This is a genomic window from Thermocoleostomius sinensis A174 (genome assembly GCF_026802175.1).
GTDB classification, from domain to species: Bacteria; Cyanobacteriota; Cyanobacteriia; order Elainellales; family Elainellaceae; genus Thermocoleostomius; species Thermocoleostomius sinensis.
Map to the genome: position 1 here is coordinate 3,559,613 of NZ_CP113797.1, position 17,676 is coordinate 3,577,288.

The window sequence follows — 17,676 nt, forward strand, 5'->3', positions numbered from 1 at the left end:
CTTTGCGATTGCCCAGCAATCCCTACAATAGGAGCATTAAGAAAGGATGAAGAGAAAGCTAAAGGCTAAAAATCTACTCCCTATAACCCTCAATCCCTGACCCTTAACCCCCTAAAACGCCTATGCAACCATCTAATCCCAACCAATTTACCGAGAAAGCGTGGGAAGCGATCGTTCGCACCACGGATATTGCCAGGCAGGCTCAGCATCAACAAATTGAACCCGAACATCTCATGCTGGCGATGTTAGAGCAGCCAGAAGGATTAGCAACCAGTATCCTAAATAAACTTGGTGTGAACGTGCAGCGCGTGCGTGATTACACCGATGATTTTATTGGTCGTCAGCCGAAAGTGACAGGTGTGGGTAGCTCAGTGTACATGGGCCGATCGCTCGATACATTGCTCGATCGTGCCGATGCTTCCCGGAAAGAACTGGGCGACGATTATATTTCAGTTGAACACTTACTATTGGGCTATCCCAAAGACGATCGTTTCGGTCGAGCGCTATTTCAAGAATTTAAGCTGGATGAGAAAAAGTTAAAGACGGCTGTGGAACAGATTCGAGGGAATCAAAAAGTGACGGATCAAAATCCAGAAGGCAAGTATGCGTCGTTGGAAAAATATGGGCGAGATCTCACAGAAGCCGCGCGGCAGGGCAAGCTTGACCCGGTGATTGGTCGCGATGATGAAATTCGCCGCACCATTCAAATTCTGTCGCGTCGCACCAAAAACAACCCGGTGCTGATTGGGGAACCGGGTGTGGGTAAAACGGCCATTGCCGAGGGGCTGGCTCAGCGCATTGTCAACAAAGACGTGCCCGAATCATTGCGCGATCGTAAACTCATTGCCCTAGATATGGGTGCGCTGATTGCGGGTGCAAAATATCGCGGTGAGTTTGAAGAACGTCTGAAAGCGGTGCTGAAGGAAGTCACCGAGTCGGCGGGTCAGATTATTCTGTTCATTGACGAAATTCATACCGTTGTGGGCGCGGGTGCAACGCAAGGTGCGATGGACGCCGGCAACCTCCTGAAACCGATGCTGGCGCGAGGCGAGTTGCGCTGTATTGGGGCTACCACGCTGGATGAATACCGCAAATACATCGAGAAAGATGCGGCCCTAGAGCGACGCTTCCAGCAGGTGTATGTCGATCAACCCAGCGTAGAAGACACCATCTCGATTCTGCGCGGCTTAAAGGAACGCTATGAAAACCACCATGGTGTCAAAATTGCCGATACGGCCCTAGTAGCCGCTGCCACATTGTCCAACCGCTACATTTCCGATCGCTTCCTGCCAGACAAAGCTATTGACCTGGTAGACGAAGCGGCAGCCAAGCTGAAGATGGAAATGACCTCTAAGCCGGATGAACTGGATGAGGTCGATCGCAAAATTCTGCAATTGGAAATGGAGCGATTGTCGCTGGAGAAAGAGAGCAATGTCGCGTCCCGCGAACGTTTGGAGCGGCTGGAGAAAGAACTAGCCGATCTCAAAGAAGAACAATCGGCGCTGAATGCCCAATGGCAAGCCGAAAAAGACGTGATCACCGATATTCAAACCCTGAAGCAGGAGATCGATCGCGTCAATATTGAGATTCAGCAAGCCGAGCGCGACTATGACCTGAACCGTGCTGCCGAGTTGAAGTACGGCAAATTGACCGACTTGCAACGGCAACTGCAAGAAGCAGAAACCAAACTGGCACAGACGCAAACCAGCGGCAACTCTCTGTTGCGGGAAGAAGTCACCGAGTCCGACATTGCCGAGATTATCTCTAAGTGGACAGGTATTCCGGTCAGCAAGCTGGTGGAATCGGAAATGCAGAAGCTGTTGCACCTGGAAGACGAACTGCACAAGCGCGTGATTGGGCAAGACGAAGCCGTCACTGCCGTGGCCGATGCGATTCAACGATCGCGGGCGGGCTTGGCTGATCCCAATCGCCCGATCGCCAGCTTCATTTTCCTAGGGCCCACTGGTGTGGGTAAAACTGAACTGGCCAAAGCCTTGGCTGCCTATTTGTTCGACACCGAAGAAGCAATGGTGCGGATTGACATGTCCGAGTACATGGAGAAACACGCTGTTTCTCGCTTAATTGGTGCGCCTCCGGGCTACGTGGGCTATGAAGAAGGTGGACAGCTAACCGAAGCGATTCGTCGTCGTCCCTATGCCGTGATTCTGTTCGACGAGATTGAAAAGGCACACCCGGATGTGTTCAACGTCTTCCTGCAAATTTTGGATGATGGGCGTGTCACCGATGCTCAAGGTCGCACCGTCGATTTCAAGAACACGGTTATTATCATGACCAGCAACATCGGGTCGCAATACATTCTGGATGTGGCCGGTGATGATGCGCGCTATGAAGAAATGCGCAATCGGGTAATTGAGGCGATGCGATCGAACTTCCGTCCGGAGTTCCTCAACCGTGTCGATGAGTTCATCATCTTCCACAGCTTGCGGAAATCCGAACTGCGCAACATTGTCCGCCTGCAAGTCCAACGATTGCAAGAACGCCTGGCCGATCGCAAGATGGGATTACGCCTGTCGGAAGCCGCGCTCGATTTCCTCGCCGAAGTAGGCTACGACCCGGTTTATGGAGCACGACCACTGAAGCGGGCCATTCAGCGCGAACTGGAAACGCAAATCGCCAAAGCCATTCTGCGCGGCGAGTTCCACGACGGCGATACTATCTTTGTGGATGTAGGTGAAACCGAGCGTTTAGAGTTCAAGCGCTTGCCAGCAGAACTGTTAACCACGCAAGGCTAATGGCTGAAGGCTAAAGGCAACATTCAGAATATCAACAAGCGATCGTTCCTACCTAAAGGGACGATCGTTTTTGTTCTATAGGCTCTATCTGACAACGAGTCCAGGCAGGAAAAGCAGGATTGTGCCGCGCTTCCAGGGGAAATAGCTCGCAGGTATCAATCAGTTGACCGGCTTCGGTGTGGGCAACGGTCTGCCATTCTTGAATCAAACCTGGTGCAATGCGTAGCCCAATTGGATCGTGATTGACGATTGGTATTTCCAAGCGCAGGCGTTGAGTGGGTAATTGCTCCAAAACTGCCGCCAGATCATATTGACCAACCGTATCTAGCGTGGTGGACATCGCCGAAATTTCCTCCGATCGATCATCCAGCAACCAAGTGTGTTCTTGAATATCGCTGAGTCGCAGCGGTTGGGGATGGGCAATTTTGCCGCGATTGGGAAAGGCCACTAACCGCAACTGAATCGTTTCAGCCGTGCCGGGTTGCACTCGTTTAAAGGCAATTACCTGCCAACTATGGTGTTTGGCATCCCACAGTGTGCGGCGAGATTGTACCACGATCGCATCGGCAGTATCAGCCGTGTGCAAAATACTGGCCGAGGACGGGGACAGATGGCCGCCACCTAGCCATAACCAGCCTATTAACCCCAGTCCCAGTAACCAGCGCCATAACCGCCGCCATTCAAAGCCAATATCTTGTCTCTTCATATCATCTCCCTCGTCTATAGAGGAGCTTATCCCGTTTACCCAGCCTTTGCCTCAGTTGGGTTGTTTTCGCAATGAAATATCTTGATTTCTTATTTTTAGAAAGATATATATAGTTTTGACCTAATAAAAATAACTTTATGGATTTAGATTCTGTTGATTATAAGGCAATTCAACATTTGATGACACAAGGGCGCATCACTTGGGCAGAACTTGCAACCGTATTGGGGCTTTCAGCCCCTGCCACAGCCGATCGAGTACGGCGACTGGAAGAGAAACAGGTGATTACTGGCTATGCCGCAATCGTCAATCCCAGCGCGATCGGCTGTGATCTGTTGGCATTCATTGCCGTCACCTTGGAACATCCGCGTCATCGGGACCAATTTCTTGAAATCCTTCAGCGCCTTCCCGAAATTCAAGAATGTCACCACGTCACCGGCGACGACGACTACCTGCTGAAAGTCCGCTGTCGCACTACCCAAGATCTAGAGCATTTAATCAGCGAAGAATTGAAACGCTTACCCGGCCTCTTAAAAACCCGTACCACGATCGCCCTTTCCACCGTAAAAGAAACCACTGCATTACCCATCCAAACTCCCGATTCCCAACGCTCATGAACAGCACTTTTTTCCTACGCGGACTCCTGATCGGATTTTTCATCGCCCTACCCGTTGGGCCGATCGGGGTTCTTTGCATTCGGCGCACGCTGACCGATGGTGGCGCGATCGGGCTATTGTCTGGCTTGGGAGCGGCGTCTGCGGATGCCGTATATGGGATAGTCGCGGGCTTTGGGCTGACGGTGGTGTCGAATGTGCTAGTGCAAGCGGTTTGGCTCCGGATTGTCGGTGGGTTGTTTTTGTGCTACTTGGGCATCAGGACTTGCTTGAGCAAACCCACGGCCGATGCCATCAAGCCCGATCGCCAAGCAACTACCTCCCCGCGTCGAGGATATGCCGATGCCTATCTTTCTACATTATTTTTAACACTGACCAATCCCGCCACAATCGTGTCTTTTGCAGCAGTGTTTGCCGGATTAGGGTTGGCCAGTAGCGACGGTGATTATCTGACTGCGCTGAGTTTGGTGATGGGTGTGTTTGTAGGATCGGCGGCCTGGTGGCTCTTGCTCAGCAGTGGTGTGAATTTGCTTCGATCGCGCTTCAACCTCCATCGCTTATTGTGGCTCAACAGAATTTCAGGTTTAATTCTGCTGGGATTTGGCATAATGGCGCTCAGTCTTTCGAGATGAGTGGCTGTTGGTTGGGAAATAGATGTGAAATGATTGTGAAACATGCTACCTGTCGATCGCTTCGTTCCTGCCAATGCAGGAGCAGATTGCGTTTAACCTTCCGAAAAACGATTGGATGGTGCGGGGTATGGTTCAGCTTGTTGTTAATTAGTTTCTGGACAACCGGATTGGCCGTCCCCAGTCGAGCCGCGCCGGGCTACTCCAATTCGTCTCTAGTAGATATATATCTCGCAGAAGCTACCGAGTCGATCGAAGACTTGCAGCAACAGCAGAAGACGATCGATCAAACGCGATCAGGAGTGCAGCAAGAGCAGGAACGTTTGCAGACTCAAGAGCAATCGGCGCAAGAGCAGCTAGGCGGTTTGCAAACTCGTATTCAGGCGACGGCAGCCCAAATTGCTGAAAACGAGCAGAAGCTTGAAGAGGCGAACGGTCGGCTGAAGGATTTGCAAAAAAAGCTAGCGGTTGCCGAAGCCACTTATCAAGACAAACAGTTCTCAACGGTGGCCCGCTTGCGCTACTGGCAGCGGCAGAAGGGCAATCAGGGATGGGCGGTGTTGTTGCAGAGCGAAAACCTAAATGAATTTCTCGATCGTCGCTATCAGTTGCGCTTAATGTATCAAGCCGATCGCAAAATTCTGGCAGAGTTGCGGCAGGATGCGGACGATCTGGAAAAACAACGGCGCGGTGTGGAATCGCAGAAAAACCAAATCGCCTTGATTACACAAGAACTGCAAACCCAAAAGGCAGACTATCAAGCCCAAGCCAAAACCCAACAGGACTTGATTAAACGCTTGCAAGCCGATCGTCGCGCCCTGGAAGCGGCGGAAGAACAGTTGGCAAAAGATTCTGAAAATCTAGCGGCTCTGATTCAACAACGTTTGGCAGAACAGGCACGACAAAACAAAACCGCTCCCTATAGCACCGGGGCAATGGGGTATCCGTCGGGTGGCATAATTACCAGCGGCTTTGGCTATCGGGTGCATCCGGTATTGGGCTATTCGCGCTTTCATGCTGGCTTGGATTTTGGAGCCGATTATGGTAGCCCGATTTGGGCTGCGAAAGGAGGTGTGGTGCTATTTGCGGGCTGGTATGGCGGCTATGGGCAGGCGGTGATTGTCGATCATGGGAGTGGCATCACCACCCTGTACGGACACGCCAGTGAACTGTACGTCTCGGAAGGACAAACCGTGCAACGAGGACAACTAATTGCGGCGATCGGCTCTACGGGGCTTTCCACAGGACCACATCTGCATTTTGAAGTGCGAGCCAGCGGCGAACCGATCGATCCACTCAATTATCTTTGAATCCTGGAACAAATTCTTGACGAAAACGACACACAAATGTTCCACCAATTTCATACAAATTCGCTATCTTTAAATTAACTTTCACTTCACACTCCTCACACCAAGAGCTAGCCCGGCAATTTGTCGGGCTTTTTAATTCATTGCTTGCAAGACGTACTCATAATGAGTATGATATAGAAAGTATGACTTGCAGTAGGAAAAAGAGAAAAAGAAGAGACTCATGCGAATTCAGGAGATTCCTATTAAAAATATCCGGCGTCCGTTGTTTCGCCAAAACGATCAGGAAAAGGTAAAAGCGCTGATGGCGTCGATCGACGAAATTGGGTTACAAGAACCGATCGATGTACTGGAAGTGGACGGCGAATATTACGGCTTTTCCGGTTGTCACCGCTATGAAGCATGTTCTCGGCTTGGGCACGAAACTATTTTGTGTAAAGTGCGCCGTGCTCCCAAAGCAGTGTTAAAAATGCACCTAGCGTAATTTGCCTTTCCAATCAGCCTCTCAGCCCTTTCCACCTTCTCCCTCTTTTCCCACTACTCCCACTTCCCCTCCCCAACGCCGATCGCCTACCTCACCAGGACGGTCATGTATTTGCCTGCCGCAAACGGAGCCGGAATGATGGGGGTGAATTTCACCCGATCGTTGGTCATTTTGCGCACGTAAAACTCATTCATCTGGTGTGTCACTTGCTCGCGAGAACCGATAATCCAAATTTGTACCCGATCGTCGTCAACAATGGGCAATTGCTCGTTCCATTCTCCAGTCATGTTGGTATTCCTTTTTTGCGGATTGTGCTGCAAGCGCGATCGTGCTGAGACTTCAAGAATTGGGGGTTCCCCCACGCTCCCAGTGGAGGACGGCTGTATCTCCCGCACCCCCTCCAGAAAGGTAGAGTCAATGGGTAGAGTGGCAAGGCGGTTTGAACCCTCACACGACTCACCCATCACCGATTACCGATTACCCATTCCCCAAAGCTCGATCGCATCTCTAGAAAAAGCCCAAGGTGTGAGAGACGGCTCTCAAACTTAATTGCAGCATCAGCAAGGCCAGATGATACACTCATCAAAGCCTGCTTCCTGCTGGTGTCAGGAAGTTAGGTTAGCTGGTCGGGGTCGCTCGCAACTTCCCTGATCAGCGCTATACCTCACCTTGAACCGATGGGTCACTGGTCATCTCCGGGCTGGAAAAAACCAGTACTCGCCAGCATAAAACAAACGATCGAATTACACAAGCGTAAATGGCAAAAAAGGCGTTGCCGATCGGATGGATGAATCTCGTAGGGGCGTTTCGCGAACGGCCCTGACAGTCGGGTCAAGGGTGGCAAATCCTGCCTGAATTCAGCAACACGCCCAAAAAACTAGGCGATCGTTCAATGATGTAGAGCTATGGCTGGGTTGCGTTCATCTGTGGCTGTCACCGTTATTGCATGGGCGGCTGCGTTTGCTGCAATGGTTCACGCTTTTGCAAGATCGGTTGCTTCAATTACTTGATCAGCGACTCCATTTGCTTGATCAGCGGCTTCAATTACTCGATCGGCAGCTTCATTTGCTGTAATTGCGACAGCGTTTGCTACATTGGCTGATCAATTTGCTGTAATTGCGATAGCATTTCTAGCATTTGCCTGAGCCGATGCAACAATGGGTCAACCCAATGCAGCATTTGTGCCAGCCTTTGCAATGTTGGCGGCATCCGTTGCTGTATTTGCGTCCTTGGCTCAATCTTTGAAAAATTCCTAAACTCAGCGCGTGCAACGTTCGATCGCGGTAAGGTAGTCCAGGCACTATTTGCCGCAACGAGTAACAGTAACGAGTAACGAGTACATGGGTAACGCAGGAATGAAATGGCAGTGGCTTTTGGCTGGTAGCTTACTGTTCAGTGGAATTGGGCTGTTTAGTGGAATTGACATGGGGGCAGCCGTAGCACAACCAGTTCCAGATGACACGTTGGGTGAGGAACGATCGCGAGTGCGGGAATTGAATGGCACGATCGACTTGATTGAAGGCGGTGCAACACGAGGACGCAATCTCTTCCACAGCTTCCAGGAGTTCAACATTGATGCTGGACGGGGAGCCTATTTCATTCATCAATTGGGTATCGACAATATTTTCTCGCGGGTGACAGGCGGAACGCGATCGGAAATCAACGGGACGTTAGGAGTTCGAGGAATTGAGGGTGGAGCGTTCGTTAACTCTAGTGTCAACTTATTTTTGATTAACCCCAACGGCATTCTGTTTGGCCCAAATTCCAGCCTGGATGTAGGCGGCTCGTTTGTTGCCACGACTGCTAATGGCATTCAGTTTGGCGAACAAGGATTCTTCAGCGCCACCAATCCAGAAGTGCCCTCGTTGCTGACGGTTGATCCGTCTGCCCTATTTTTTAATCAACTTTCGCCACCCGCTAGCATTACGAATGATTCGATTGCTGCTGCCGGAACTCGACCTGATGGACAACCAGCCTTGGGACTGCGCGTTCCCGATGGAGAAAGCCTGCTGTTGGTAGGTGGCGATATTGACATGGGCAAAGGGGGAAACCTAAATGCCTACGGGGGCCACATTGAACTAGGGGGATTGGCGGCAGCCGGAACGATCGCCCTAGATACAACTAATCAGGCGTTTCGCCTCAGCTTTCCTGATAATGTGTCCCGATCGAATGTGCTGCTGGACAATGATTCCCGCGTAGGAGTGCGGGGTCTGGGTGGCGGCAACATTGTCGTCAATGCCGATCGCTTTAGTGCGTTGAATGGCGGTCGCTTGGTGGCAGGAACCGAAGGCAGTGGTGATGCGGGCGATATTGTCGTCAATGCCAATCAGGTAACGCTGTTGGGGGTGGGGTCAAGTGGCTTTCAGGCGGGTTTGTACAATATCCAAGCTGGATCGGTGGATGCGGCGACCCCTAGTAATGCAGGCGATGTCATTATTAATACAGAAAGCTTGGAAGCGGGAAGCGGGTCAATTATTTCTGCCTTCACAGGCGGACGAGGCAATTCGGGTGATGTTATGATCCGGGTCCGAGAGGCGGTCTCGTTGACAGGCGGACTGATTTTCACAGGGCTGGGCACTGGGGCGATCGGCGGCGAAGGAGATGTCACGATTGAGGCTAACTCAATTTCCCTCAGCAACGGTTCGCAAATCGATGCATCTACCTTTGGGCAAGGCAATGCTGCAACTATCACACTTAACGCTCGATCGGTGTCGCTAACAGGCAGCGGCGCTGCCCTCTTCAGCAATGTTGTGGAAGGAGCCACAGGCAATGGCGGCAATATTGTCATCAACGCCGAGACGGTTTCGATTCGCGATGGGGCACAACTCAATGTCAACACGAGTGGGCGTGGCAATGCGGGCAACATTCGTATCACGGCCCAAGATACGGTGACGTTGGATGGCGTCAGTGCCGACGGTCGAATTTCGTTTGCCGTCAGCCGGGTTGAATCCACAGGCAACGGCAATGGCGGCAATATTACGATCGACGCGGATTCCATCTTTCTGCGCAACGGGGCCCAACTGCGAACCGACACTGATGGACAAGGAGCAGCAGGAACCATCACGCTCAATGCCCGCGATACGGTGGCATTAAGCAGCACTACTGATCAAACCAGCCTAATCATCCACGGAGTACTCCCTAATGGTGTGGGCGATGGGGGGGCAGTGGTGATCAATGCCAATACTGTTTTGTTCAACGATGAGAGTCGAATCATTGCTAGTACCCAAGGAACGGGCAATGCAGGTAATGTCATCATCAATGCGGGCGATCGCGTAGTATTTCAGGGAGAATTTGCAGGGGTTTCTACAACCGTGAGTCGGTCCGGGATTGGGAATGCGGGCGATGTCAGGATCAATACTGGAACCCTGAGTTTGACTGAAGGAGCGGGAATTTTTGCGGGTTCTTTAGGGCAAGGAAACGGCGGCAATGTAGTAATTACGGCGCGAGATTCAGTTTCCTTAGACACCAGTCTAATTGGCGGAGGTCCTCTGTCTACAGCCGTGGGGCAAGCTGGAAATATTATCATCCGCACGGGTTCTTTTTCAGCCACCAATCGGTTTGGTTTGAGCGTCAATTCATCGGGACGCGGCAATGGGGGCAATATTGAGATCATAGCCCGTGATTCTGTCTCTTTTTCAGGAGGGGGCAGCGCTCAAAGCGGCATTTCGCAGGGCGGTGTGGGCAATGCAGGCGATATTATGATCCGGGCTGGTTCGTTGTCAGTTACCAGCGGGTCTCAACTAGCAACGGCGTCGTTTGGGCAGGGTAACGCTGGATCAATCCGCCTGCGCATCCGCGATACGATTAGGCTGTCAGGTCGTTCTGGATTGCTCACCTCGTTAGGCGAAACGGGTATTGGTCGAGGCGGGGATATTACCATTCGCACTGGATCGCTGCGGGTGTTGAATGGAGCTACCATCATCACTAGCACCTCTGGGCGGGGGGCTGCCGGTAACGTGGTCATTAATGCTAGCGATCGAATTGTCTTAGGTGGCAGACAGGGAACTTCACTCAGCGGCGTTTACAGCACTGTAGAACCAACGGGGATTGGCAGCAGTGGCAACATTACTGTGTCGGCGCGATCGGTGGCTGCGACCAATGGAGCGCAATTCCTAGCTACCACGTTTGGTCGAGGGGATGCAGGCAATATCACGATTAATGCAACAGATTCGGTCGTATTTGATGGGCGCAGTACTCGCTTTCCCAATGGCGGCTTTACCTACAGTGGCGCGTTTAGTACGGTGCAGGGCAACGCCAGAGGTAATGGGCAGGATATTCGCATCAATACGGGAACGTTGTCTGTGACCAACGGTGGGCGCGTCAGTGCGGCCACGCTAGCACGGGGTCGGGCCGGAAACTTGATCTTGAGTGCGCGGAATGCGGTGATTGTTGATGGCATTAGCAGAGATGGATTCTCTGGTGGATTATTTACGTCTGCTGAAAGTAATAGCCCGATTGGACGGGGCGGCACCATTCGCATCCATACCGATCGCTTTCGTGTCTCGGGTGGGGCCATTGTCAATGCCCGCACGCAGAATCGTTCTCGGGGGGGCAATATTGAGATTAATGCCAATACTTTTGAAGCGATCGGGGGTGGACAGGTAATCACCACAACCAGCCAAGCAGGACAGGCTGGAGCTATTACCGTGAATGCCAATCGGGTGTTGCTGTCGGGTACTGATGCAAACTATCGTGAACGATTACGAGAATTTGGTGAAGAGGTAGTATTTAACCAAGGTGCAAACAGTGGGCTATTTGCTAATACACGATCGGACTCTACAGGTGATGGCGGTAGAATTACCGTCAATAGCACAAATCTAATGCTGCAAGACGGCGCTGTTGTTTCCGCGCAAAGTCAAGGACGGGGAATGGCTGGTAACATTCGCTTGAATGCATCAGAGCGATTACAGTTAATCAATGGTGATATTACAACAACTGCCACTCGATCGTCCGGTGGAGATATCACCGTTAATGCCGATACTCCATCAGGGCTAGTGATTCTGCGTGGCGATAGTGACATTACCACGAATAGTTTGGGAAACGGTGGCAACATTACCCTACGCGGCTCTGGTATCATCGCTTTTGACGATAGTGATATTCTGGCCCGATCGCAAGATGCGCGGGGCGGCAACATCACCCTCGATGCTTTCTTTAGCCAATCTGGTGCGCTTGGCTCTAAACCTCCCTTTGATGGCAACGATCGGGTCGATGTGAATGCGGATGGAGAGTTGGCGGCTGGAATCATCACCACACCTGATACAACTGCGATTCAAAATAGCTTAACTGGCTTACCTGATACCGCGATCGATACTGATGCTTTAGTCGCAAACAGTTGTGTTGTCCGCAGCCAAGCAGAAATTGGTACGTTCATCATCACTGGTCCTGGGGGGTTACCCCGTCGCCCTGGCAATACTCCCCCCTCGTCCTATCCCACTGCCCCTGTTCGATCGATTCCTGACGAACCCAGCGATCGCTCTTGGCAGCTTGGTGATGAGATTATAGAACCGCAAGGAGCTTATCAGCTAGAGGATGGACGCTGGATATTAAGTCGTGAATGTTCAGCGACAGAGAGATGAAATTAGGTTTGATCATTCCAAGGAGACAGATTTGAGAAAATTGCAGAAGGCTTCAATATCCCGCTTGAAAACTGCAAAACACGCCGCTAATGCTTCAGCCAAGGCTACTACCCGATGTGGCTGCAAGTCAAATGTGTAAACGTTTCTGACTACACGGCGAAAGGCACGGAATTCATCGATCGTTTGACGGTTTTTTTTCAGCCTGCGCTACCTCTTCAATCGCCAACGGCGAAAGGCACGGAATTCATCGATCGTTTGACGGGTTGCTGTTTGAGTAACGGGCGGACGTAAATCAGGAAGTTCGGCTGACATTTGCCGCAGTAGACGATGCCAATCTGTACCCGATGGAACAGTTTCATCTAACTGGCGAGCGATTTCTTCAAAGCAACGCTCAACGCCAGTGTAAAACCCATACAGGTTCAAAGCTAAGGTTCCCACATAGTCTTCTACCGACAGGCGCCCCAATCATTTCTCGGGTATTGGCATCTAACGCGAGCCACACCCATTGCGGGTTGCCTTTGTTATCGACAAACGACCAGCGTTCATCGCACTGCACGGTTAACGGCCCCTTTTTTTGGGCGCTACCTCGGCCCGAGTCGCAGTTTGGGCCGCTTTGTCATTGACGTAATCCTGAAGCCATTGCTCAGACACCTGCACGGCTCGCGCGATACCTGCCATCGAGATCCGCTCTAACAACAGCCGGTCAATGAGTTCTCGCGTGGACTGGTCAATGCGTTTATCTGCCGGAGGCTCGACGAACTGGTAGCCGCATTGGCGGCAGAGATAGCGTTGCTTACCCGTGTGGATGTGGCCGTTTTTGACCGTACGAGTGGCTTGGCATTCAGGGTAGGTCGGCATGAGTCGTCAACGGTGGCTTCTTGATTATCTTAACAAACCCATCATTACCCTTGGGGCACTACCAATTAGCGAATAGTTTACGAAACTCGGTAGTAGTGCGCGACTTCACAGTGTCTCTGGGTCAAGTTCTTGGGTTTGACCTGCATGATATTCAGCCATTGCAGAAGCAGCCAGTTTTGCAAGAATATCTGGTGACTGAGAGAATGATTCATCCCAATGCCGATCGTCCTCAATTTCTTCCAAAATCATTGCAGCGATCGCATCCTGTTCGCTTTCAGGTAGGGCTTGTAACCTGGCGATCGCCGTCATTGTAGGTTTCAACTGGAGAGGGTTCCCGGTTGAGTAGTACAGCAGCGGAGCCTGCAAACGGCTCACAATAGTGGGTCGCTTGGGGCAATAAAGGAAGCAACCAGTTTAGGTGATTAAATTTTCCACCGTACCACCCAAATGCAATTACCTTGCCCATTTGCTTTCCCAACGTTGACTCTGGACAAGAAGTATACACGAACTAATGCCCTTGAGACGGGGGTCGCTTGAAAACTTTATGCTCAACCAGTGGTTTCAGATACCGTCCTACAGATAACTTGAAGCCAGCTAACGGTGAAGTGCAGTGGTGGCGGATCAACTTTGCTCCCCTACAGCCAGAACTCACCAATCCGTTGCAACAGCGTTGTTAGCTCAGCGACGCACCGTGCTGCTTCGCAGATACCGCAAGGGTCGCCCTTCAACTACGCCTCACTCACAATCTCCTGTCCGGTTTTGGGATCACCGATCGCCCCTCGCTATCGCCCTCACTAACCATGTTCTGGGTGCTTTCGCAATCACAGCTAACCCGCAAACCACGGCCTCAACTGACAACCTTCTGGGCGGTTTCGGGCTGACCGATCACGCTAAAGAACGAGTGCAAGGTCTGGCTTACCCTACCGATAATCCTCAAGTACGAAGAGGGTTCAAGGCTGAAAACGAAAGTTTTGAAGGGGACGCACTTGGGCAATGACTTCAAAGTCACGATCATTGTGAATCAGAAGCAAATTGTTTTCCAGTGCTGCTTGAGCAATACAGCAATCGATTGGGCTGCGAACAGTAAGTCCTTGACGGCGTAGATCAAAGTAGATACGGGCTGCTGATTGCCAAAACTGATTTGTAAGCTCAACGTAATCCTGTGTTTCGAGGTAAGTGGAAAGGAGATCTCATTCTTGCTCATTCAAGCTGCCTTGAAGCAGTTCAAGTTGAGTAAATCGAGTGAGTAAAACTTCTCGATTGGCAATCAGGGTTTTGAGTTGCTGGCGAACTTGACCACTGCGATCGCGGAAGAGGCTGATCCAAACGGATGTATCAATCAGCAACATGACGAGTTTCGCGCAGAGCTTTATGGTCGAAATCTGGAGTGAACTGAATTTGCCCCGCGAGGTCGAGAAGGTTTTTCTTGCGGCGCGATCGCACAAATTCTTGCAGAGCGAGTTTAATCAGTTCTTCTTGAGTGGTGAGATTGGTGAGTTGAAAGGCTTCGTTGAGAAGGGATTCGTCGAGATTGAGAGTGATTTGCATAGGGTAGCTATTGGGAAATTGGTTTCAGAGGCAATTAGTTTTACTCTAGTGTAGCTACCCTCATTGTTACTTTTCCTAATTACTCTTCCTACAGTCCATTAATTCACTACCGGCGGTGCTGGTGGCGGAATGAAACCTGATTCTATCTTAAATGTGGAGTCTTGGAACGAAACGGCATCGCCCAGCGGTTCAATGAACAGATGAAATTCTCTATGGCGTATAAATCGGTTGGGAAAGTTGAAACATGCAAAAGACGATGCGGCAACATCTGAGTTGCCTGGTCGCCAAAAGAAAGTTGCATCCTCTGCAAATAGTCGATCTTGTGTTCCACTAAGAGGAGGATTGCCTTCCTGCAACTTGAGCCGGAAATTTTGATGTCTTAAGTAATAGTTAGGGAAGTTATACTGATCTAAATGAAATGAGTCTATCATCCGCTAACCCTTGAACGATCTCAAACGTAGCATCGTTCTTATCCAACTCGCTGACAATAGGAGTGAGTTCCCCCAGAAAATTAGCATGACGTATAAAACGGTCAGAAAAATTAATTGAACGTAAAGAAATAGTTGCCATAGGTTCTTCCTTGCTAAAGAAAGATAGTGGATACGGAGCCAGGTACTAACCAGGATTGTTAGCAATTGCCAATCGTTCCGTCAGGACTTGATCTTCTTGTTGATAGATTGCCTTTTCTTTCTGAATAAACAAGCTGGCTAAAGCCTCATACGCTTCAGCCCATGCGGCAATCACCTCATCGGTTGCAGCATCTTGCAAAACATCCTTCATCGCCTGCAACAACTTTTCACCAATCAGGGGATACTGCTCTGGCAAAATGCGAGTTGCAACATGACGATGGGCAATGTGATCGACTGTCGCTGTTAATTTCTCCAAGCGATCGATGTGAGTGGCATAGGCATAAACAGCCGCTGCTAATTTGTGTGCCTGCCCACCGCCATCGAAATGCTGCATCCATGTATTTTCAAAACCCCGTCTGTAGTCAGGTCGCTCGGTAAAGGCAATTTCATACATTCGCCGCGTAATCTCTTCCCCTCTTTCTTTTAAAATCGGTGCCGTTGCTTTGACAATTTCGATCGTTTTTTGACTAACCATGACTGACTGCTGAATGGTTACGAACATATTTTTTCTAATCACCGAGGGTAACTAAACCCTTCGATGAAGTCGCACATTTTCTTGCCAAGTTAGAACAAAATCTTGCTATGACTTGGAAAAACTGGTTAAGCTTCGGCACTTCTCAAGAGATGGCTGCCCTATAGAGGTTCTTGACCTATCCCATAACCTAATCTACCCGCCTAACACAAATAGGCCATAGCCAAACAAGGCTGCGCCTGTACTACGATTGAGCCATTTCACTACAGTAGGATGAATGATGGGTTGAGATGTTCCGCAACGGACTCTTTTTAGCCAGATGTGTAATAGTGTGCAAGTGCTAGAGAGCAGCAACCACCATACTACCGAACCGCTAAAAACGCCTAAGCTTAATATCACAGCGTGAAGCGAGTGATGAGTAGACTTAATACCCGATAAAATCACGATTGCCAAAAAGATAGGAACAGGATCGGCAAGCGTCAACGCCAACATTGAACCGTAGCGATTGAGCAATTGCTTACCCTGAACTGAGGTTGGTTGAGATGTTGGCAATGTTAGGGCAATTTTGCAGGCGATCGCACAAAGCAAAATGCCTGCCAGAATTCGCAGCCCGTTTTGATACTGCTCTAGAAATGGCGCGATCGAAGCCGCTCCCATCCCTGCAATCAGACTATAGAAGCCGTCTGCTGTAGCAACTCCCAACCCAGAAACCACACCACACCACCAACCTTCTGCAAAGGTGCGCCGGATGCACAAAATGCTAATTCCCCCAATTGGAGCCGCTGCTGCTAAGCCGATCGCACACCCTTTGAAATAACTAAGACTCAGCATAAATTCATGTTGCTAACCCTGAGCAAGAAAGTAGATAGTATTGCTCAAGTTGCAATCACTTTAACCAACAGCTTCAGTGAAATCGCCCATTTTCTTGCGAAGTTAGAATAAAATCTTGCTACAACTTGCGAAACTGGTTCGGGTTCATCCCAGTGTATTGGCGAAAATACTTGGCAAAATGACTCTGATTGGCAAAGCCGCAATCCAAGGCGATCGCAGTAACAGTTCGCTCTGTTTGCTTGAGTAAACGCTTTGCCTGTTCTACTCGTTGGTGAATGAGATACTGATGAGGTGATACTCCAGTCGATCGCTTAAATAGATGACAGAAGTAGTACTGGCTCATGCCAAGTTCATTTGCAATGTCACTTAGAGATATGTCTTCACTTAAATGCGCCTGAATATACTCAATAGCTTGCCTGAGCTTTTGTTTCGACAACCCATCTTCATAGTCTTGAAAATGATGGCTACAGGTAGAGTAGTGACGCAGCAGATGAGCCGATAGCGCCGTTGCCATTGAATCAGCATAGAAACGACTACCTACTCTGTCTGCTTCTAAACCTGCCTTGAGTGCTAAACCAATGTGGTGAATGAGTGGGTCAGCTTTTTTCATTATCGGCAACAATTCGACACGATCGGGGTTCACCGATTCATGCGCGATCTGAGCCAGAAATACAGGCTCTAAATAGCACTGCATCCATTCCATTACTTGATAATGAGAATGAGAATGAAATCCATAAGGCAAAGTAGCGGGAAAGATCGCAATACAACCACCGCGATAATCTTTTTCTTGAAACGAAACTACTTGAGATCGTCCCTCCAGGACAATGTCGTAATTAACTGCCTTATTCTTTAATGGAATTATGATCAGGTGTTGAGAGTTGGATATTTCAGACAGACAGGCTAAGGGTTGGCGATAATGAATAAGCTGGATGTTGTTCCAACTCGATTGAAAACTGGTAAGCACCGGTGGGCTTGGCATCAACTTTATCCATTCAGCACAGTCAATAACCAAAGGTTGTTCTGGCATGATTGCCTCCAGTTCATGATTGATGCCTGTCCGCTGATATAGTTCTAGTTTCACCCTTAACTTGGAACTTCCACCCGCGAACCCCATTGCCATCCTACTAAAATTTCATCAGGAACAAAAAATGTTTTGGAGCTTGTAACTTCGCTTAACCTCTCGCGTATATCAACCACCAACCCCCAGCGATCGCCTCCTGCTAATTTTCGTACTCACTGACAACCTTTAGGACGAATGCACAGTCATATGTG

At 50.1% G+C, this 17,676-nt stretch carries 16 protein-coding genes and 4 pseudogenes; 7 read left to right on the forward strand and 13 right to left on the reverse strand.

Going from position 1 to position 17,676, the window contains the following annotated elements; translation table 11 throughout:
* Positions 1 to 122: 122 nt before the first annotated feature.
* Positions 123 to 2,753 (forward strand): ATP-dependent chaperone ClpB, encoded by a 2,631-nt coding sequence (gene clpB, locus OXH18_RS15385; protein WP_268607984.1) that lies wholly within the window; start codon positions 123 to 125, stop codon positions 2,751 to 2,753.
* A gap of 52 nt (positions 2,754 to 2,805) precedes the next feature.
* Here clpB and OXH18_RS15390 read toward each other — a convergent pair whose 3' ends face one another.
* Positions 2,806 to 3,459 carry a DUF3122 domain-containing protein gene (locus OXH18_RS15390; RefSeq protein WP_268607985.1) on the reverse strand — a complete coding sequence of 218 codons (654 nt, stop codon included), beginning with the start codon at positions 3,457 to 3,459 and terminating at the stop codon, positions 2,806 to 2,808.
* A 137-nt stretch (positions 3,460 to 3,596) separates the two neighbouring features.
* Between OXH18_RS15390 and OXH18_RS15395 the strand changes: the two genes are divergently transcribed.
* From OXH18_RS15395 to OXH18_RS15410, 4 genes are all read left to right on the forward strand, one after another.
* Complete coding sequence (locus tag OXH18_RS15395; protein WP_268607986.1) at positions 3,597 to 4,073, forward strand: Lrp/AsnC family transcriptional regulator; 477 nt, start codon at positions 3,597 to 3,599, stop codon at positions 4,071 to 4,073.
* Entirely contained in the window at positions 4,070 to 4,702 is a 633-nt protein-coding gene (locus OXH18_RS15400) for a LysE family translocator (protein ID WP_268607987.1), read from the forward strand. The genes OXH18_RS15395 and OXH18_RS15400 overlap by 4 nt, the downstream gene beginning before the upstream one ends.
* Before the next feature lie 86 nt (positions 4,703 to 4,788).
* Positions 4,789 to 6,009 (forward strand): murein hydrolase activator EnvC family protein, encoded by a 1,221-nt coding sequence (locus tag OXH18_RS15405; protein WP_268607988.1) that lies wholly within the window; start codon positions 4,789 to 4,791, stop codon positions 6,007 to 6,009.
* 220 nt (positions 6,010 to 6,229) lie between these two features.
* The gene (locus OXH18_RS15410) at positions 6,230 to 6,490 is read left to right on the forward strand and encodes a sulfiredoxin (protein ID WP_268607989.1); all 261 of its coding nucleotides are present in this window, start codon (positions 6,230 to 6,232) and stop codon (positions 6,488 to 6,490) included.
* 86 nt (positions 6,491 to 6,576) lie between these two features.
* On the opposite strand, the gene OXH18_RS15415 is transcribed toward OXH18_RS15410, so the two are convergent.
* A complete protein-coding gene (locus OXH18_RS15415; RefSeq protein ID WP_268607990.1) occupies positions 6,577 to 6,954 on the reverse strand; it encodes a hypothetical protein in 378 nt (125 codons plus the stop codon).
* 876 nt (positions 6,955 to 7,830) lie between these two features.
* Between OXH18_RS15415 and OXH18_RS15420 the strand changes: the two genes are divergently transcribed.
* Positions 7,831 to 12,066 carry a two-partner secretion domain-containing protein gene (locus OXH18_RS15420; RefSeq protein ID WP_268607991.1) on the forward strand — a complete coding sequence of 1,412 codons (4,236 nt, stop codon included), beginning with the start codon at positions 7,831 to 7,833 and terminating at the stop codon, positions 12,064 to 12,066.
* Positions 12,067 to 12,078: 12 nt separating this feature from the next.
* Here the strand turns inward: OXH18_RS15420 and OXH18_RS25520 are convergent.
* The 4 genes and pseudogenes from OXH18_RS25520 to OXH18_RS15440 form a co-directional block, all read right to left on the reverse strand.
* Positions 12,079 to 12,504: pseudogene (locus tag OXH18_RS25520) on the reverse strand (ribonuclease toxin HepT-like protein).
* Between the two features lie 4 nt (positions 12,505 to 12,508).
* Positions 12,509 to 12,924 (reverse strand): annotated as a pseudogene (locus OXH18_RS25525) (IS1 family transposase); the annotation flags it as partial.
* A gap of 105 nt (positions 12,925 to 13,029) precedes the next feature.
* A complete protein-coding gene (locus OXH18_RS15435; RefSeq protein ID WP_315874594.1) occupies positions 13,030 to 13,233 on the reverse strand; it encodes a hypothetical protein in 204 nt (67 codons plus the stop codon).
* Positions 13,208 to 13,390, reverse strand: a pseudogene (locus tag OXH18_RS15440) (DNA adenine methylase); the annotation flags it as partial. The pseudogene OXH18_RS15440 and the gene OXH18_RS15435, both read right to left, overlap by 26 nt.
* A 147-nt stretch (positions 13,391 to 13,537) precedes the next feature.
* On the opposite strand from OXH18_RS15440, the gene OXH18_RS15445 reads away from it, so the two are divergent.
* Positions 13,538 to 13,921, forward strand: coding sequence for a hypothetical protein (locus OXH18_RS15445; RefSeq protein ID WP_268607994.1), 384 nt, complete (start codon positions 13,538 to 13,540; stop codon positions 13,919 to 13,921).
* Here OXH18_RS15445 and vapC read toward each other — a convergent pair.
* From vapC to OXH18_RS15470, 7 genes and pseudogenes are all read right to left on the reverse strand, one after another.
* Positions 13,875 to 14,273 (reverse strand): annotated as a pseudogene (gene vapC / locus OXH18_RS25350) (type II toxin-antitoxin system VapC family toxin). The gene OXH18_RS15445 and the pseudogene vapC overlap by 47 nt on opposite strands.
* The gene (locus tag OXH18_RS15455) at positions 14,260 to 14,472 is read right to left on the reverse strand and encodes a type II toxin-antitoxin system VapB family antitoxin (RefSeq protein ID WP_233748806.1); all 213 of its coding nucleotides are present in this window, start codon (positions 14,470 to 14,472) and stop codon (positions 14,260 to 14,262) included. Before OXH18_RS15455 ends, vapC begins: the two are co-directional and overlap by 14 nt.
* A 98-nt stretch (positions 14,473 to 14,570) precedes the next feature.
* Complete coding sequence (locus OXH18_RS25530) at positions 14,571 to 14,903, reverse strand: AbfB domain-containing protein (protein WP_390904330.1); 333 nt, start codon at positions 14,901 to 14,903, stop codon at positions 14,571 to 14,573.
* The gene (locus tag OXH18_RS25535; protein ID WP_390904331.1) at positions 14,872 to 15,042 is read right to left on the reverse strand and encodes an AbfB domain-containing protein; all 171 of its coding nucleotides are present in this window, start codon (positions 15,040 to 15,042) and stop codon (positions 14,872 to 14,874) included. The genes OXH18_RS25530 and OXH18_RS25535 overlap by 32 nt, the downstream gene beginning before the upstream one ends.
* Before the next feature lie 45 nt (positions 15,043 to 15,087).
* Entirely contained in the window at positions 15,088 to 15,576 is a 489-nt protein-coding gene (locus OXH18_RS15460; RefSeq protein WP_268607996.1) for a globin domain-containing protein, read from the reverse strand.
* Positions 15,577 to 15,768: 192 nt separating this feature from the next.
* Entirely contained in the window at positions 15,769 to 16,404 is a 636-nt protein-coding gene (locus tag OXH18_RS15465; protein WP_268607997.1) for a LysE family translocator, read from the reverse strand.
* A gap of 118 nt (positions 16,405 to 16,522) precedes the next feature.
* On the reverse strand, positions 16,523 to 17,431 hold the full coding sequence (locus OXH18_RS15470; RefSeq protein WP_268607998.1) for an AraC family transcriptional regulator: 909 nt from the start codon (positions 17,429 to 17,431) through the stop codon (positions 16,523 to 16,525).
* Positions 17,432 to 17,676 lie beyond the last annotated feature (245 nt).

Excerpts from the sequence above, each read along its gene's own strand:
- OXH18_RS15390 (WP_268607985.1), bottom strand. The coding sequence starts at position 3,459 with ATGAAGAGACAAGATATTGGCTTTGAATGGCGGCGGTTATGGCGCTGG.
- OXH18_RS15435 (WP_315874594.1), bottom strand. The coding sequence starts at position 13,233 with ATGACGGCGATCGCCAGGTTACAAGCCCTACCTGAAAGCGAACAGGAT.
- OXH18_RS15460 (WP_268607996.1), bottom strand. The coding sequence starts at position 15,576 with ATGGTTAGTCAAAAAACGATCGAAATTGTCAAAGCAACGGCACCGATT.
- OXH18_RS15420 (WP_268607991.1), top strand. The coding sequence starts at position 7,831 with ATGGGTAACGCAGGAATGAAATGGCAGTGGCTTTTGGCTGGTAGCTTA.
- OXH18_RS15410 (WP_268607989.1), top strand. The coding sequence starts at position 6,230 with ATGCGAATTCAGGAGATTCCTATTAAAAATATCCGGCGTCCGTTGTTT.
- OXH18_RS15400 (WP_268607987.1), top strand. The coding sequence starts at position 4,070 with ATGAACAGCACTTTTTTCCTACGCGGACTCCTGATCGGATTTTTCATC.
- OXH18_RS15465 (WP_268607997.1), bottom strand. The coding sequence starts at position 16,404 with ATGCTGAGTCTTAGTTATTTCAAAGGGTGTGCGATCGGCTTAGCAGCA.
- OXH18_RS25530 (WP_390904330.1), bottom strand. The coding sequence starts at position 14,903 with ATGATAGACTCATTTCATTTAGATCAGTATAACTTCCCTAACTATTAC.
- OXH18_RS15455 (WP_233748806.1), bottom strand. The coding sequence starts at position 14,472 with ATGCAAATCACTCTCAATCTCGACGAATCCCTTCTCAACGAAGCCTTT.
- clpB (WP_268607984.1), top strand. The coding sequence starts at position 123 with ATGCAACCATCTAATCCCAACCAATTTACCGAGAAAGCGTGGGAAGCG.
- OXH18_RS15415 (WP_268607990.1), bottom strand. The coding sequence starts at position 6,954 with ATGGGTGAGTCGTGTGAGGGTTCAAACCGCCTTGCCACTCTACCCATT.
- OXH18_RS15470 (WP_268607998.1), bottom strand. The coding sequence starts at position 17,431 with ATGCCAGAACAACCTTTGGTTATTGACTGTGCTGAATGGATAAAGTTG.
- OXH18_RS25535 (WP_390904331.1), bottom strand. The coding sequence starts at position 15,042 with ATGGCAACTATTTCTTTACGTTCAATTAATTTTTCTGACCGTTTTATA.
- OXH18_RS15395 (WP_268607986.1), top strand. The coding sequence starts at position 3,597 with ATGGATTTAGATTCTGTTGATTATAAGGCAATTCAACATTTGATGACA.